General features: G+C 40.2%; 17 protein-coding genes and 1 other annotated feature (1 of these 18 only partly in view). Of the genes, 7 read left to right on the top strand and 10 right to left on the bottom strand.

The features are described 5' to 3' along the window. Positions 1-26 precede the first annotated feature (26 nt). Positions 27-932 (bottom strand): hypothetical protein, encoded by a 906-nt coding sequence (locus tag RL70_RS13355; RefSeq protein WP_039043896.1) that lies wholly within the window; start codon positions 930-932, stop codon positions 27-29. 230 nt (positions 933-1,162) lie between these two features. On the opposite strand from RL70_RS13355, the gene RL70_RS13350 reads away from it, so the two are divergent. Together RL70_RS13350 and RL70_RS13345 are read left to right on the top strand one after the other, a co-directional pair. Further along, positions 1,163-3,106, top strand: coding sequence for an FUSC family protein (locus tag RL70_RS13350; protein ID WP_039043895.1), 1,944 nt, complete (start codon positions 1,163-1,165; stop codon positions 3,104-3,106). A gap of 69 nt (positions 3,107-3,175) precedes the next feature. Next, a complete protein-coding gene (locus RL70_RS13345; RefSeq protein WP_039043894.1) occupies positions 3,176-3,622 on the top strand; it encodes an N-acetyltransferase in 447 nt (148 codons plus the stop codon). Between the two features lie 21 nt (positions 3,623-3,643). Here the strand turns inward: RL70_RS13345 and RL70_RS13340 are convergent, their stop codons facing one another. Continuing rightward, a complete protein-coding gene (locus RL70_RS13340) occupies positions 3,644-4,366 on the bottom strand; it encodes a hypothetical protein (protein ID WP_039043893.1) in 723 nt (240 codons plus the stop codon). Positions 4,367-4,569: 203 nt separating this feature from the next. Here RL70_RS13340 and RL70_RS13335 point away from each other — a divergent pair, with 203 nt between their 5' ends. From RL70_RS13335 to RL70_RS13320, 4 genes are all read left to right on the top strand, one after another. Continuing rightward, positions 4,570-4,803, top strand: a complete 234-nt coding sequence (locus tag RL70_RS13335; RefSeq protein ID WP_039043892.1) for a YkuS family protein — start codon at positions 4,570-4,572, stop codon at positions 4,801-4,803. Between the two features lie 170 nt (positions 4,804-4,973). Beyond that, positions 4,974-5,411, top strand: coding sequence for a GatB/YqeY domain-containing protein (locus tag RL70_RS13330; RefSeq protein WP_039043891.1), 438 nt, complete (start codon positions 4,974-4,976; stop codon positions 5,409-5,411). A gap of 194 nt (positions 5,412-5,605) precedes the next feature. Continuing rightward, entirely contained in the window at positions 5,606-6,466 is an 861-nt protein-coding gene (locus RL70_RS13325; protein ID WP_052245971.1) for an alpha/beta fold hydrolase, read from the top strand. A gap of 431 nt (positions 6,467-6,897) precedes the next feature. Then, positions 6,898-7,818 (top strand): iron-hydroxamate ABC transporter substrate-binding protein, encoded by a 921-nt coding sequence (locus RL70_RS13320; RefSeq protein WP_039043901.1) that lies wholly within the window; start codon positions 6,898-6,900, stop codon positions 7,816-7,818. A 212-nt stretch (positions 7,819-8,030) separates the two neighbouring features. On the opposite strand, the gene RL70_RS13315 is transcribed toward RL70_RS13320, so the two are convergent. Together RL70_RS13315 and RL70_RS13310 are read right to left on the bottom strand one after the other, a co-directional pair. Further along, entirely contained in the window at positions 8,031-9,344 is a 1,314-nt protein-coding gene (locus tag RL70_RS13315) for a short-chain fatty acid transporter (RefSeq protein WP_039043890.1), read from the bottom strand. Positions 9,345-9,524: 180 nt separating this feature from the next. Further along, the gene (locus tag RL70_RS13310; protein ID WP_039043889.1) at positions 9,525-10,103 is read right to left on the bottom strand and encodes a YdcF family protein; all 579 of its coding nucleotides are present in this window, start codon (positions 10,101-10,103) and stop codon (positions 9,525-9,527) included. Between the two features lie 153 nt (positions 10,104-10,256). On the opposite strand from RL70_RS13310, the gene RL70_RS13305 reads away from it, so the two are divergent. Further along, positions 10,257-10,715, top strand: coding sequence for a helix-turn-helix transcriptional regulator (locus tag RL70_RS13305; RefSeq protein WP_039043888.1), 459 nt, complete (start codon positions 10,257-10,259; stop codon positions 10,713-10,715). A gap of 74 nt (positions 10,716-10,789) precedes the next feature. On the opposite strand, the gene RL70_RS13300 is transcribed toward RL70_RS13305, so the two are convergent. The 6 genes from RL70_RS13300 to RL70_RS13275 all read right to left on the bottom strand — a co-directional run bounded on the left by RL70_RS13300 (position 10,790) and on the right by RL70_RS13275 (position 15,797). Then, positions 10,790-11,212, bottom strand: a complete 423-nt coding sequence (locus RL70_RS13300; RefSeq protein ID WP_039043887.1) for a YugN family protein — start codon at positions 11,210-11,212, stop codon at positions 10,790-10,792. Between the two features lie 115 nt (positions 11,213-11,327). Further along, positions 11,328-12,233 (bottom strand): catalase, encoded by a 906-nt coding sequence (locus tag RL70_RS13295; protein WP_052245970.1) that lies wholly within the window; start codon positions 12,231-12,233, stop codon positions 11,328-11,330. Between the two features lie 43 nt (positions 12,234-12,276). Continuing rightward, on the bottom strand, positions 12,277-12,921 hold the full coding sequence (locus RL70_RS13290) for a class F sortase (protein WP_039043886.1): 645 nt from the start codon (positions 12,919-12,921) through the stop codon (positions 12,277-12,279). 60 nt (positions 12,922-12,981) lie between these two features. Further along, a complete protein-coding gene (locus tag RL70_RS13285) occupies positions 12,982-14,343 on the bottom strand; it encodes a hypothetical protein (protein WP_039043885.1) in 1,362 nt (453 codons plus the stop codon). A gap of 142 nt (positions 14,344-14,485) precedes the next feature. Continuing rightward, entirely contained in the window at positions 14,486-15,241 is a 756-nt protein-coding gene (locus RL70_RS13280; protein WP_039043884.1) for an anti-sigma factor, read from the bottom strand. Beyond that, positions 15,234-15,797 carry an RNA polymerase sigma factor gene (locus RL70_RS13275; protein WP_039043883.1) on the bottom strand — a complete coding sequence of 188 codons (564 nt, stop codon included), beginning with the start codon at positions 15,795-15,797 and terminating at the stop codon, positions 15,234-15,236. The genes RL70_RS13280 and RL70_RS13275 overlap by 8 nt, the downstream gene beginning before the upstream one ends. A gap of 275 nt (positions 15,798-16,072) precedes the next feature. After that, positions 16,073-16,167: a binding site (T-box leader), on the top strand (it continues 128 nt past the right edge of the window).

Genomic DNA, 16,167 nt, shown 5'->3' with positions numbered 1-16,167 from the left:
TGCAAAGCGGGATTTTTTTTGGTTCATTACTCAGTAAGTGCGTAATTGACACGAACGATTAAGTTATTTGTTTCACTACGAAGTGTTTTGTACACTTCTTCAAACGCTTCCTTGTTTTCGGAAGGGTGTTCAAATTTTCCAAGTTCTTCCCACATCGATTTCATTTTCATCATTTCCTCAAATAGTGCCAGATCTGTTCCGGTCTGTGGTCCTGGAACTAAAACAGTCGGAGATCCGAGGTTGAAAAAATCCTCTTGAATGATTGGAAACACAGGGTGTTCAAATTCGTCATTCTCAATGAGGTATCCAAGATCATTTAGAGAAGGGGCAATCAGAAGAACAATTTGCATGATGCCTCGCTCTAGGTTGGTCGCTTCCTCCCATGTGCGATATTGGGAATCTGGAGTATTAGCGAATTCGTCAGCTCGTGTTTGTAAAAATAATTGATAGGCTTCAGGGACTGCCGAATCTGGTAATTGATAAGCACGACTTTCTGCAATGTCGATCAAAGCATCCGTTAAATTAGTTACATTAGTTACCTTACCGCCTTGGTTCGTAATACCTCTGATCGGATGATCGTCAAGTGCATAGCGGACAATTCCTTGTTCTTTGGATAACTTTTCATATTCTTCTTGGGTAAGATTATGAGGAAAATTCCCCTCCTTGTCATAGACAGATGGAATCTCAACCGTTTGTATTTTCGCTAAGGCATACAAATCTCCGTCTTCATCTTGGTCTTCATCAGATGTCTCGCTATCCGCAGTTTCTTTAGAAGAAGGTGGTATAGTTTCTTCTTCGTTATTACGTGATTGTTCTGATTTTTCTTTAGCTGCATTTGCGTCAGCGGTGTTTTCTTTCTGCAAAGTATCTCTATCTGGACTACAGGCTGAAAGTAAAAGAAGTATAAGTAGCAAAAGAACAGTTTTCTTCATATGTAGAGTGCCTCCTAATTGGGTATGCTGTGTATAATACGGTTCTTTTTCAATAGAGTTTCAGTAAAGCTGAAGATGATACTTCCGTACTGCAAAAGTAAAAAGTCTTAAGTCCTGAAGTTGTTTAAATTGTATCAAGTGCATCTGATAGCGAGAAAAGTGTTTTAATGTTAAAGTAAAAAATCAACATGATCCCTAATTACCGGATTTGAAAAGGAATGAAAGAATCGATGACAAAGAAGAAAATTATAGGGAATACTCTTTTGTTTGTTGGAATGATGGCGTACATTTTACTATTTGGAGCATTGTTTGGACAAAACAATATCTTGATAGGTGTTTCCACAATTACTGCGATGCTCATGCTACTTGAACGTGACCTGACTATCCACCCAGTACAGAACACGATTAAATTCGCAGGATTAAACTTATTGACGGGAATTGCCGCATTTGCTGCTGGATTCTCGGTGTGGACAGCTGTACCAATCCACTTTGTGATGATGTTCATCATCAGCTACACCCTGATTTTTAACTTGAAAAATCCATTGTACTTACCATTTTCACTTCAATACTTATTTCTACTAGCTACCCCGGTAACAGGTGATGAATTACCACTTCGCTTAGCAGGGCTTGTAGTTGGTGCTATTTCAATTATGGCATTGCAAATGATTGCGAATCGTAAGCGAATCTCTAAAAATGGAGATCCGATTGTCAAAAGTGTCTGCAGCTCTCTACTCGAGAAAATCGATAAGAAGATTGCAGGAGAAGTTACCATTGAAGTGGATACGGCAATTCGGAAATCGATTGGCTCACTTCGTTCCATGATCTATGACCAACGCGAAGAGGATTACTACCTTACTGAAGAGGGAAGACTTCGATTAAATATCACAGCTGCACTTGAAAAAATTGATACGCTTCTAGATTCATTAGAACCACGACATGCAGAGGGCCAAGTTATTCAAGATGTGCGAATGATTTTAACCAAAGCAGTGGAAGCGGATTCAAAAGATATTGATGCAGCTGAACTAAGTAAAGCGTCTGAAGAAGTGATGGATAGCTATCGCACAAATCCTCCGCAGTCCTCCATGCAATTGAGACTGCTAAACAATATCGACTACCTGACGGATAGTCTTCTCGCGCTCCAACAATTAGCACCTGAAAAACGTAAAATCACTCGTAAAATTGAAGAGATTCCATTGAAGTTCAAGAAATTCACCCTGAATTCAGCACCACACCATGTATCGTCGCTAAAAATGTCATATGCAATTCGTATGGCGACAGGTATTGCAATTACAGGTTTCTTAATGGACTTCTTCAATTTAGCAGAAGGTAGATGGATGATGTTCACCGTGTTGTCGGTCATCATTCCGTTTTATGAACAATCCCACAAAAAGATGCGAGACCGTATTTTTGCGACGATCGTTGGAGGCATTCTCGTATGGATTATTTTCTCCATCTTCCAGAACACAACAGTACGAACAGGGTTGTTGTTGTTTGCCGGATATTTGATGAGTTATGTAAAAGTCTATCGTTACAGCACAATCTTAGTAACGTTCTCTGCGATTGGTTCGGTTGTCCTCATTACTGGGGAAACTCAGTTCTTAACAGTTGAACGTCTATTCATGGTATTAGCGGGTGTCTGCATTGCATTACTTATCAATCGTTTCGTATTCCCGTATAAACTATCAGATGCAAATGTCCATTTGGGTAAAATGTCGAATGACATATTGAGTGAAATGCTTAAAGAAGCGAAGGACGCTATTAATGGGAATGCCGCGGTCGGTAGCCATAGTATGAAAAACTTGTTAATCATTAGCACGATGGTTGAGGAGCGGGCGCGTGTTAACCTACAAGCAGCAGGTACAGATGTAACGGATGAATTATTTGCTTCAAGAAGACTGGTGAGCAATACGCTCTACGAACTACTGATGTGGAAAGAAGTACACGGCATGAATGAAGAAATCTCTCTAGAATCGGTAGAGATACTAGAACGAATTGAGGCATGCTGGTCAACAGGTACGTCTTATTCAGCGTTAATTGAACAATTACATGCCTCATTATTGAGTGAGCCTATTCTAGAAAACAAAATTATTCTAAGTATGTTGCTTGAAACGGCTGATGAATTTGAGCTAATTCGGATAGAAGACGAACGTATGAAACCTAACGTTGAGAAGTGACGTCCAGTCAGATGTAATGCACATAAGCATAATTTCCTTATGCGGTGCAACAGAAAGGGTTGAATAGTCGTGAATCTAGAAATTCATGACGTAACGGCAACGAACTATCGGGAAATCCTCGGATTGAAAGTTGCCCAGTCACAAAAAGATTATATAGAAACACCTTACGAATGTCTGGAAGATTCTTTGGAATGGCAGGAATTTAAACCAGTTGGGCTCTATGCCAACGAGGAACTTGTTGGATTTGCTATGTATGGTTTTTTCAAAGGGGAAGGTCCACAAGGAAGGTTGTGGATTGACCGACTGCTCATTGATGAACAGTTTCAAGGACGAGGCCTTGGTACAGATTTCATGAAAAAACTTATCGAAACCGTGATACAAGAATATGGTGAGCAACCTATTTTCCTAAGCGTCTATCCTGAAAATGAGGGTGCTGTCCGACTGTATGAAAAGTTAGGTTTTAAATTTATTGAAGAACGTGATGTGAACGGAGAACATATTATGGTGAGACCATAAAAAAGGAAGGAGCCTGCTAATTCAGGTTCCTTCCTTTTTCTCGATTTCTTCATGTTCATTTGCTAACTCTTCTTTAGCCTTGACCTCTGCAGTTTCTTTGAAATCTTCTTGAATCTCATTCCCAACAACTTGTGGTTCTGGAGTGGGGTTTTCGTCGTTACCTGCTTTTAAGTGTTCAATTTCCTCGTGCATTTTTTCAATCTTTTTCATTTCTTCTTCGTACTCTTCATCTACTTGTTTCGTAGAGGGAATAATTTCATCCTTATTATAGTCAACTCGTTTACCATACCGGATGAGCTCGTAGATAATCATTCCATTATTCGGTTTGCCATTTGTAATCAGCATAGGAATAGCATCGAACAATACATAGAAAAACACATAAAATATGAATCGATTCCAAAACCTGAGTTGGTCTTGTAAGAATCCGTTCGCTATTAAAGTATTCAGCGTTAGAGCAACGACAACATTTGCTAGAATCGGCGCAGCGTAGATCATAATATACGAAAAGTTGCTCTTTCGTTTAATATCATCGAATGAAAACCAACTGTACAAATGGTAGTATTTACGAATATCAAAAATCCAGAATTTGAAAATTCTCGGGCCAGAGCCGACTGTGATTCTAGGGTTTTTCACACCGAACAGCAGAGTAACAGACAAATACCCAAATTCACGTATGAACACTACAACAGGCAATATAATAAAAGCTGAAATAACAAGAGCGATTAAATCTGAAATCCCAAACAAGAATGGCTCACTTCCTTATCGAATCGTCTTAAGAAGAATACCCGATGCGATTGAACATGAACCTCGTCAATAGGTCATAGTAGAGTGATATAGGTGAATGGATAGGGAGTTCTTTAGAATGGACAAGTTTAGTTTGGCACCTGAAAGGAATGATACGAGTATTAGCAAAATATGAACAATACTATTAAGAGGAGGAACGTATAATGGCTAAAATTGCAGTTGAAAAACCATTTGATGATGTGAAACAAGCACTTGAGGAAAAAGGACATGAAGTGAAAATGTTTGAATCAGACGAAAAAGTAAGTGGTTATGATTTCGGTGTAATACGTGCATTGAGTGATGTCAATGTAGACCAATATGATTTCCCTATTGTTAGTATCGAGGGAAACTCGGTTCAAGAGATTGTGGATGATGTTGAAAAGAGACTTGCGCGATAATAGCACAAAGAAGCTCGGACTATTCCTGGTCCGAGCTTCTTTGTGCAGTTTTTGATAGTGAAGTTTCCACTCTTTTTCCCGGAATGTAACCGTGAAGGCATGGTGAGTGTGGTATCGAGAGTTTTTTTGTATACTAGGAGAGAACGTAATTTCTGAAATGAGGGATTGAAATGTCAGAACTGAAAAAGACATTAATGGCTGATATGAAAACAGCGATGAAAGAAAAGGACACCGTTAAAAAAGGTGTTATTAATTTACTACGAGCAGGTATTCAAAACCAAGAGCTCGATCTTAAGCGTGAATTGACGGAAGAGGAAGAGTTGAAAGTGGTTCAACGTGAGCTTAAACAAACCAAACAGTCTCTAGAAGAAGGTCAAAAAGCGAATCGTGAAGATATTGTTGCAGCAGAAACTGAAAAAATCACGATTATTGAGCACTATTTACCAAAGCAACTTTCTGTAGAGGAAGTAAAAGAACTCATCGCCAAACTTGGGATTAGCAAAGAAAGTTCTATGGGCCAAGTCGTTGGTCAGATGATGAAAGAAACAGCAGGTAGCGCTGAAGGTAAAGTGGTATCACAAGCAGTGAAAGAATATCTGAATAGCTAATATAAAAAAGGACGATCCAACAAGTCGAAATGACTCTCGGATCGTCCTTTCTTAAATGATAAGAGAGGACATTTGTTATATGGACAAATGTGGTACCATGATATTGCTTGTCCTTCAACAAACGGGATATTAGCTGGAAGTAAACAAATTAAAGAATACAACAAAAAAGGTGAAATTGTGGGGGAGGAATAGAATTGAAGAAGTTTCAAATAGCTGTAGATGGCAATACTTTTCACGGATGTGAAATTGGTGATAACAGCCTTCCTTCACTTGTGTGTCTGCACGGAATGACTGGTGATTTAAATAGTTTTTCTGGGCTTATTGAATACCTAATAAATGATTTTCATCTTATTCTTATAGATAACCCAGGACATGGTGAAACTGACTCACTTAAACTGGAGGAGGACTATTTGTTTTCCTCTTTAGCAAATAGTATTTATCACGTAATACAAAAGATCACGAATAAACCTTTTTACATGTTGGGACATTCGTGGGGGGCAGACATTTGCCTACACGTAGCAAAAGTGTCGCAGGCCAAGGTAAATGGAGTTATTTTATTAGATGGTGGATATGCTTTTCCTGAACATGTTGATGGACTGACAGAGGAAAAAGCCTTGATAGATTGGAAGCAATATGTTGAATCCAGCATATATGGTTCTTGGGACGAAGTGGCCAAAGAATACCAAAGTTACACAACAAAGCAATGGGATACAAATCTTGATTCATTAATCGCATCCAGCTTTAAAAAAGTTAAAGATAACTATGTATTTAAGGCGGATGTTTTCAGTATTTTAGCGATTATTAAGGCATTCTATAAAGAACCTTGTTCAACCACTTTTGACAGTATTCAGTGTCCTGTTTTATTACTTCATGCCACAATTGAACCAACAGATTCAGCCCGGAAAACGGGAGTACAGGAAATTAAAAAAGGCATTAAAGTATTAAAAGTAATAGGTATAGAAAACACTCAACACCACCTTCATTGGGACTATCCTGAAAAAGTTGCTAATGAAATTCTGTTGTGGAAACAAGAAATCAATCAAGAAGTTTATTAACGATATTTTCTGATTCTCCACAAAAACATGTGCTTGACTGCAAGAAACCTCTATAGGATTTTCGCTTCAGGCGGACGCTTTCCGCTACAATCCTGCATGGTGAATGTCTAGAAAATTTGCAAGAACAGATTTTGGCGTTGAGCCCATTTTCTACTTCAACAAATTAGCATTGTAAAAGAAGATAGTTAAAGTAGCCTTGTTAAATTATTTTTAACAAGGCTATTTTTGTATCTAATTTTCAAGCGTATAGGACGATTGATAGTTCTCCAAAATATTCTCTGTCCAAGATATTGTGAGCAAACGCCCGTAGAAATGGGGAATTTAGTTTAAGAAGCTATTGACAAGAAATTAAAAGGAGACTATTATTTTAAATGGGAATGATTATCATTATCATGTGGAAGATGATAACAAATATAAAGGAGAATCATAAATTGAAAAAATTAATAATACCATTTATGTTAATGTGCGTTCTTATTATTAGTGCCTGTGGCAATAGCACAAAGAATCAGGCGGCAGGGGATGCAAATAAAGAGAATGAAAGTGAAACAATTACATATCAATCTGAAAGCGGACCTATTGAAGTACCCGCTCATCCGAAAAGAGTAGTTGTTTTAACTGGTAATGCAGGTGACTTAATCGCACTTGGCATCAATATCGTAGGGGTGGACGAATGGTCTAAGGGAAGTCCGTTATTTAAAGATCAGTTAAAAGACGTTACAACTGTTTCAGATGAGGATCTAGAAAAAATTATTGAATTAAAACCAGATTTAATTATTGGAGGCAGTGATAATAATAACCTAGATAGAATGAAAAAAATTGCCCCAACTGTAACCTATACGTATAATAAAGTCGATTATTTAACACAGCATTTAGAAATTGGTAAATTGGTAAACAAAGAAAAAGAAGCTCAAGACTGGATTAATGACTTCAAAAAACGTGCAACTACTGTAGGAAATGAAATTAAAGCAAAAGTTGGCGAAAATTCAACGGTGACTGTAATGGAAAGTTACGATAAAGATATAGGTATTCTCGGCAATAGTTGGGGAAGAGGGACAGAGGTTCTTTATCAAGCAATGGGTCTTAAAATGCCTGGAAAAGTAAAGGGAATGACAAGTAAAGAAGGATACTACATGATTTCTTCTGAAGTATTATCTGACTATGTTGGGGACTACTTGGTTGTAAGTAAATACAATGACCAAGATAATTCCTATCAAGAGACAGAACTATATAAAGAAATGCCAGCTGTGAAGAGTGGCCATGTAATTGAAGTGGATGGAAACGCGTTTATGTTTAACGATTCTCTAACTTTAGATTACCAACTGAAACATTTTGAAGAACAATTTTTAAAATAAGCTGTTTCCTAAGGGATTGTTGATCAGTACAAAGATATACACTCAACACTTCGCTTGTTGTTCGCAAGAGTCGACCTCCATGCTAATCCCTTCGGAGTAGTTCTACTCCAATCATTGGGGGTCCTCCTTAAAAGGATGACTAAAGGAAGAGGCACCATTTCGTTCGATTATGAACGAAGTGGTGCCTCTTTTTTGTTCATGTCAGAAACTAATCAGAAGAAGTATAGACCGACACTAATAACGATGCCACTGAGCACAAGAACGAATACACAGTAGCCCATAATGTCTTTAGCACGAAGTCCTGCAATTGCCAGTGCAGGAAGTGCCCAAAACGGTTGAATCATATTCGTCCATGCGTCTCCCCAAGCGATTGCCATTGCAGTTTTAGAATAGCTGACACCTAACTGCTGAGCCGCATCCAACATAATTGGCGCCTGAACAGCCCATTGTCCGCCGCCAGAGGGGACAAAGAAGTTAACGATTCCAGCTGCATAGAATGAGAATAGTGGGAATGTAGCTGTAGTCGAAATATTAACGAATCCTTCAGAAATAACTCCAGCTAATCCAGAAGTGACCATCATGCCCATAATCCCAGCATAGAATGGAAACTGAATAATAATGCCGCCAGCTGTTTTTACAGCATTGGCAACTGCTGCAAGGAAGAGTTTAGGTGTACCGTGGAAGATGATTCCTAGTATGAAGAATATCAAGTTCACGATATTCAAATTCAAGTCGAAACCATTCACAGCGAAGTGATGAACTAAATAGACAAGCCCCATAGCACCAATGACCATGGAGAGAATCCAGCTGTTTTCCAAGCGTGAAGCAGGTGTTTGTTCAGTGATTTCTTCTACAATTAGTTCATCTTCCAAAAGTGCCGGTTCAACTGCTACCGTTTCTTCCGGTTTCGGCATCATGAACCGATTCAAAATGGGCAGTGTTAAAAAAAGAATTCCAACAATGATGAGATTATACGTAGAAAAGATAGTCTCAGATGTTGGAACAACTCCCATTATGTCTGCAAATGGATGATCAGCTGTTGCGATGGAAAGTGGGATTGAACCACCAAGCCCACCATGCCAGACAATGAAACCAGAGTAAGCGCTAGCAATCAGTAAACGATAATCGACTGTCTTAACTTTCTTTGCAATTTCTTTTGCAAACAGGGCACCTATAACTAAGCCGAATCCCCAGTTAATCCAGCAGGCAATTAAAGAAACAACTGTAACTAAAATGATTGCAGAACCCGATGACTTCGCCAGACTCGCTAAGCTGCTCAGTCCCTTTTTAAATAGCGGGCTGCTTGCTAAAACATGTCCAGCCACGAGCACAATTACCATTTGCATCGTAAATGAAAGTAGCCCCCAGAAACCGTCTCCCCAATAGACGACCATATCGAGTGGTCCTGAATCTGTTAACCCAAGTCCTAATCCAAATACAACGAGTGTGAGTATTGCTACAAATATGTACGGATCTGGTAAATATCTTTCCATGATGGTATTTGACCATCTTGTAAGTAAGCGCATTGCCCATACCTCCCCTTTTTACTAGTGACACTTCCTAAGGCTATCATAGTAAAATTCAGAGGAGAATATGTTTTTCGAAAGTTTTAATTATAGTGGCGTTACTCGTTTGCAAAAATAAATGTGAGGAAGTATCTACTGGAGGAGAAAGTGTAACTATCTTACAGAAGGTGATTCCCTTATTTATTTCCCAACAATCCAAGTTTTCAATAGGGCAAGCCGCTCACGGAATCGAACTTTGGCTTCCACTACTTTTGGCGTTTTGGCGGGGATGGCATCCCAGTCATATCCTACTTTTTCAGCAAGATACCCGGCACGTGCTAAGTGGTAATCACTAGTGATTATCGTGATACCTGTCACATCTTGAGGAAGTAGTTTCTTAGTGTTGACTAGGTTTTCATATGTGGAAGTGGATTGGTCTTCAACAATCATGCGGTTTTCAGGAAACCCCTGTGCTGATAAATAATTCACCATGGCTTGTGCTTCGCTAATGCCTTCATCGGCCCCTTGTCCTCCGGAAAGAACGAGCGTTACATTCGGATGGCTTTCTGCATATGAAAGAGCAGCCTCTAACCGATATCTGAGTGCAAGTGAAGGTGTCGTTCCATTTACTTTTGCACCGAGGACGACTGCAATCGAATAATTCCCATCAGCTCGCTTATTTTGTGCTTCTTTCATCGCATGGCCAGTTGCGAACCACCATGCGAAAATTATGAAAAAACCAATAATCATCACAAACAATAGACGTTTCCCCTTTTTCATCTGAATCGCTCCATTTCCAAGTACCCAATTTTCTCATTCGTTCGTTGGTAACAAGACGGAAATGGGACAAACAAGTTGCCTAGATAAACAGTTATTTTGTAAAGTTGTCGCGATAAGTGTAGTATTACACTATTATATATAGGGGGAGTTCCCATGAACCCAGAACAACTTATAGAACAAATTTCGCACCGTGCCATCCTCATCCGAACTGAAGCTGGCTATTCACAAGAAACCATGGCATCTATTTTAGGCATATCCAAGAAAACGCTTGTTCAAATAGAAAAAAATCGTACAACTGCTAGTTGGACAGTAGTTGTAGCGATCGTTGCATTATTTTCCGATAGTGAAATCATCCAATCGCTTTTGGGAGATGCACCATTAGAAGTCATCCGTACAATTGCCCACAATGGATTGGATCGTCCGAAAGGTAAGACACTTGGAGGGAAAGTTTGGTGGAAGGAAGTAGAAACTAAAAGAGACTTTAGAATCCAGCAAAATCTGATCAGCCAACATTTTAGAGTATTGGATATGGAAGACTATGTCTGGTTCAGTACATTTGATGAACAGGAAGCATTTGAGCGGTTTCATGAACTGACTCAAAGCAAGGGATAACTCCATAAAAAAACTGCCAATACAGCAAGAGAGGCAGTTTTCCTAGGGAAGTAATAATGTATGTAGGCTCGTTCTTAAATAGAAGCAAACAGGACGTCTTCAGCAATCTCATCGAGCTTCGTCTGCGCGTCAATCGCGAACTCATGTTGTCTGTCGATAGGGGCATCTGGGTCCTGTGGAGCCTGGAATTGTTCCAATCCAGCAACGGTCATAGATGGACTATCTTCATCGTCCAAACCGATATTCATAACGTGTTTAATGACAAATGGTGTTTGGAATCGAATAATCGTATTGGGTGAATCGAGTTCACCTTGCAGAACTGTAAAAGGAACCCTTAAATAAATTGTTGTTTCTTCTCGCTGATACAAAATCGTGTCAAACATACCATGATCGTATTTCCAGCCGCCACCTATATCCATGCCTGCTTCTTTAAATAGCTTCAGTGCATTTCCGTAGATGACCATCTTACCTTCAATCTTACTCTTTAAAGCAATCAAGGAAATCCCTCCTTATTCTAATTCAATTAACTTTAAATTACCCCTATTAAACTATGTCAAAACCTAATAAGCACGAGAGGAATTGTAGGCTAATAGATGTCTGGTCGAAGGGTTCCTAAATTTCAGATGAACGTCTGCGGTAGGATTCTTCATACACTTTAGATCTGTAATGGAGCACTGGGTCGTCTGAGCAACTGAATCCAAGAGTTTCGTTTGTAGGGTCGAATAAATGCTTCTCTGCAAGGTCTATCCGTTTTTCAGTAAGTACTAAATTGCCAACATCGATTACAAGGCGATCGTTTGGCCATGAAATGGAAGGGTCATCTATAGGGTCTTCTGGTGCTGCAAGAGTCATCATCAGTCTGAAACTTACAGGGGAAACCACCATACGTTCCAGTAACTCCAACTCCATATCTTTTGTAGTGAAGGGAAGCTTATCTTCCTTAGCTACAGGTACGAAAGAAAAGCGTACAGCCTGATGTTCACCTGAAGCTGTATCAAGAATATAGGCATGGAGTGCCCAGAAGCGAGTGGTTGCAAAGCTCGCAGGAGTCTTCAGTTGCTTCAGTAATGCAGGAATAGTTTTGAATTCCGTGTCATTACTAAGTGTGGCGAGTTTTTCTTTTAACGATAGATTCTTTCCACCAACTGCTTGAATAAGGCGTACAAATGCTTCTGGCGTTTTAGTTGGAAACACCGGTGCATTGGCCATAACGAGCGAGATCGGCTTACCGGAGGGCATTGGAAACTGTACCGCCATGCCTTTGATAGGGATCAATTGCTCGGAAGTATCGGGTATTGGAGAACTATGAGAAAAACGAACGATGACGTTTTGAGCCTCTCCTTGTAAAAATGACGCTTGAGAAAAAGGTTTCGCGTTGTCATTTGGTGTGAATATAGCATCGAATCCAATGCCTTTTGCGTGGGCCCTTCGATATCCCTTGTGGGTCCCAGCAACTTGTTCAATCACATCAACGGCTTCAATAGGAGAAATTGCCTTGTTCTGTTGTGACGAGTTCATAGATCTCACTCCTTTTTTAGCAGTATACCCGTACTCAGTGAAGTCAACCTTGCTCGTCTTGAACTTCAAGTTCTGTATAGACGACTAAACGTTCTTCATGCGTTTTTGCTTTTCTGTTAAATTCTCCTGTACATGTAATTAGGTTTAAACGGCTACCATAGGAGAAACCGAAAATCTCTTCGATAGGTGCATTTTTGCGGGGATACTTTTCAGTTTTTGTAACAATGAACGTTAATGATTTCCCATCTGCATCTCGAACGACTACTTCATCACCTTTTTTTAATTTGTCGAGTTTATAAAAAACGGCAGGGCCAGTAAGGGAGTCGATATGTCCCGCCATTACTGAGCTCCCACTATTTCCTGGTAATGTGCCTGGTTCGAACCAACCAACATTATCCACACCTTCAGGAACTCCCATCTGACCGTTTTCTAACTCTCCGACATTTTCAATATCGGATTTCACCCCGATTGCAGGGATTTCGAGTGTAACAGGGATAATGCCTTTTTGTTCTGATTCCAGTAGAAGTCCTTCTGATGAAGGTTTCTCTACAGAAGCTTCTTTTTTCATTTGTGGGGAGGAATGTGGTTCCGGTGCCGCTTCCGGTTGTGTTGAAGAATTTTGTGAACTACTACACCCTGCTAGCGCAAACGCGAGAAGGCTTGCAGTAAGTAATTTAGGAAATTTCATATTGAACACCTCCATGAATTCTATTGTAAAGAAAAAGAAGGGGAGTCACCCCCCTTCTAATTAGTTGTTGTCTGAACGTGTCTTGCGAATAACAACTGCTCCAGCAGCCATTGCAAGTATCAAACTAGTCAAAATCCACATAACCGTTGAATCATTGGACTCTTGGCTCATACCACCAAGTCCAGTTTTAGGCATATCTGCAGGCATGGAACCTGAAAACTTGTCGGGATACTGGTCAACAATAGCTCCTGCCATCATTGTACCGACACCAAACATGTGACTGTATGCTTCGTGAATGTCATCATATGCTCCATCGTAATCGCCATCATTGTACTTGTTGAATGCAGCGAGTAGCTGATCCACGTGTACTTTCAAGCCTTCTTCGAGGTCAGCAGCTTTCAAACGACCTTCGGTTGCTGATTCTAACATAGCTGCTTGTTTTGCACGATAATCATCCAAGTTGACCATTGCTGCTTTTCTTCCTTCTTCATCATTTGCGGCAGTGGCTTTTACATAATCTACGAAGTAGCCAATGTGACTGCTCCAAATTTCATTGAACTGTTTCGCACCCTCTGCCCCGTAAACAGACTCAATCGATTTCGTCAGGTCTTCCGTATTGCCATTCAATTCAGCAGCAGAGACATCAAAGTCCTTGGCTCCGTCAATTCCTTTTTGCATCGCTAGAACTGCGAGTGCTGCGTGTGTGGAGAATTGGTTATTCAACTGTTCGCGTAAGTCAGCAGCGGGTGTATCGACTGATTGGTTATCGAATTTCTCAGGAAACTGATCTGTAATTGCCCAAGAGATGCCTTTTCCTGGTTCAAACATGTGCATCATTGATTCAGTGATGCCTTCATAGGTTTTCTCATACTCTCCTGCATTGTAGTTATCAAAAGCCCAGATGAGCTGATCAACGTGCATTTTCAGACCCTCTTCCAGATCGCTTGCTTTTAGTCGGTTTTCAGTTGCTTTAGAAAGGAACTCTGCATTTTGTACACGATATCCGTCCAAGGATTTTACTGCGGCTTTCCTACCTTCTTCATCATTTGCTGCAGTAGCTTTCACATAGTCGACGAAGAATCCGATGTGGCTACTCCAAATTTCTTTGAATTGCATGCCGGCTTCATCACCATATACGGAACCAATTGCTGCGGATAATTCGTCCGTATTTTCTCCTAATTGTGCTGCAGCTGCGTCAAAGTCTTTTGAACCGTCAATTCCTTTTTGCATTGTAATGATTGCTAAGTATGCGTGCTCGGAAAGGATGGAATCCAGAGTCGCTCTCAAATCTGTAGCTGGGTTGGAAACTGCCATTGAGGTTGTTTCATGACCTGAGTGATCGGCTGCGTTCGCGATTGCCCCCATTGGAAATAAAAGTGATACGCTCAGTGGAATTGCTGCGAGTTTTTTGTAGTTCATCATGAATCTCTCCTTTTCGGTTTTGTAATAAGCTAACGGAGAGAAAAATAGAATGGATCACTTTTTGTCGGAAAAACTTTCGGAAGTTTATAATCCAACAAAAAAGAACCGCCACAATCGGCGGTCCTACTTAGTTTCTAGTTGTTTAAATATTGCCAGCGAGAACAATAGCTCCTTTGGGAGAAGGGAGGTCAGGCTCGGTTTCAATCGTAATTGCAACAGTGTCCCAATCTCCTTCTAGCTGATCCATCATATGTGTAACGGATCCGTTTCCGTTATCTGTCGGCTTAAAAGAGCCCGCAGGTTGAGGCGTATCCTTATCAATTACCCAAACTTGGTACAATTCGTTGTCTTTCAACTCCGGCAAGTTACTGGCATCGACCAACAACACGGTTTTATTATTATCTTTAATCATCATTGCAACGGCTGACGCATTATCTGCTCCGGGTTGTGGGTCCAACATGGCCTTACCGATTAGTTGGAGATTACTTTCTGCGACTTCCGTTGGTGCAGAATCATCCAAGGTAGCTAGATAAGCATTTGTAATTAATGAAGCGAAGAGTGCAGCTGCGAGTACAGGGACCAGTTTACTTTTTCGTTTTCCGGGTTGTACTTCTTTTTTTTGTTGAGAGAATTCTTCTACATTGTTGCTGAACGGTTTACTATTATTATTAACTGAAGAAGGTTGCTCCTCAATTGCTGTGAAAACTTTTGCTTTTAAATCAGATGGAACTTCAATTTCTTCCGCCAAGTAGGGAAGGTCTTCGGTTAACAAATTGAGTTCCTCAAGTTCAGCGCTGCAGGAAGGGCATTCTTCGAGATGCTGTTCGAAGGCAAGTGCTTCCTCCTCAGTCAAAGAACGATTGAAATAATCAAGTAGATGCACACATTGTTCAGTCATTCGAGAATCCTCCTTCATGGGCGATGAACCCTTTTAAATGTTTAAGTGCTAATCGAATTCGACCTTTTACAGTCCCGAGTGGTAGCTCACACTGATTTGCGATTTTTTGTTGACTAAGCCCTTTGAAGTAAAAGAGTTCGATAATTTCTTGCTGATCCTGTTTGAGTTCAAGAACGGCATTCCGTATAGCCTCCCTCTGTTCGCCCCATTCAACTGTATTTTCTACGCTTCCAGGTTGTTCAATGAGGGAATCCTTTTCAATTATAGGTTCGTGATCATGTCGTTTTAAACGTCGGATTTCGTCGATTGCTTTGTTCCGAGTGACGGTTAACAACCATGATGAAAAGGAGCCTTTATCCTCTTTATAGGTAGTCGTACCATTCCATAATTTAACGAATACATCTTGCACAACTTCCTCTGCAATTTCACGATCTTGGGTCAATCGGTAAGCAAAGGAGTAAATTAGTTTCTCGTATCGATCGTAAAGGAGTTCAAATGCTGATCGATCCTTGGCGGCGGCTAGAGCGTATAAGGTTCCGTCGTCTGTATGTTTCATCCGAGTCTCCTTTATAAAAGCTTTTCTCATAGAATACCATAAGTCGTAGGACCTGTATTCTAGGACTCCGGCTCTTAGTAAGCATACGTAATGAAACTCGAAAACGATCACTCTTTTCACTAGGAGAATGGATACAATTTTGTGAACCCACCAACTATATGGGGGAACCGTTTTTGTTTAAGGCGATTTAGGTGAGTAGCTGTTTTTCCTTTGGTGGGGGACGGAAAGCTTTTCACCATTGTTTAGGAAACGATTGTTTGGTATAGTATAGGAAATAATGATCGATGAAGTGGCTAAGTAGATAAGAATTGTGAAACAGAAAATAGAGCGCGTTGCTGAAAGCTCTATCACCTCTTCTTGTTCGAACCCT

The sequence above is a fragment of the Sporosarcina sp. ZBG7A genome (assembly GCF_000813425.1).
Classification (GTDB): domain Bacteria; phylum Bacillota; class Bacilli; order Bacillales_A; family Planococcaceae; genus Sporosarcina.
The sequence above is the reverse complement of the archived record's forward strand: the minus strand, read 5'-3'. Positions and strand labels throughout refer to the sequence as shown.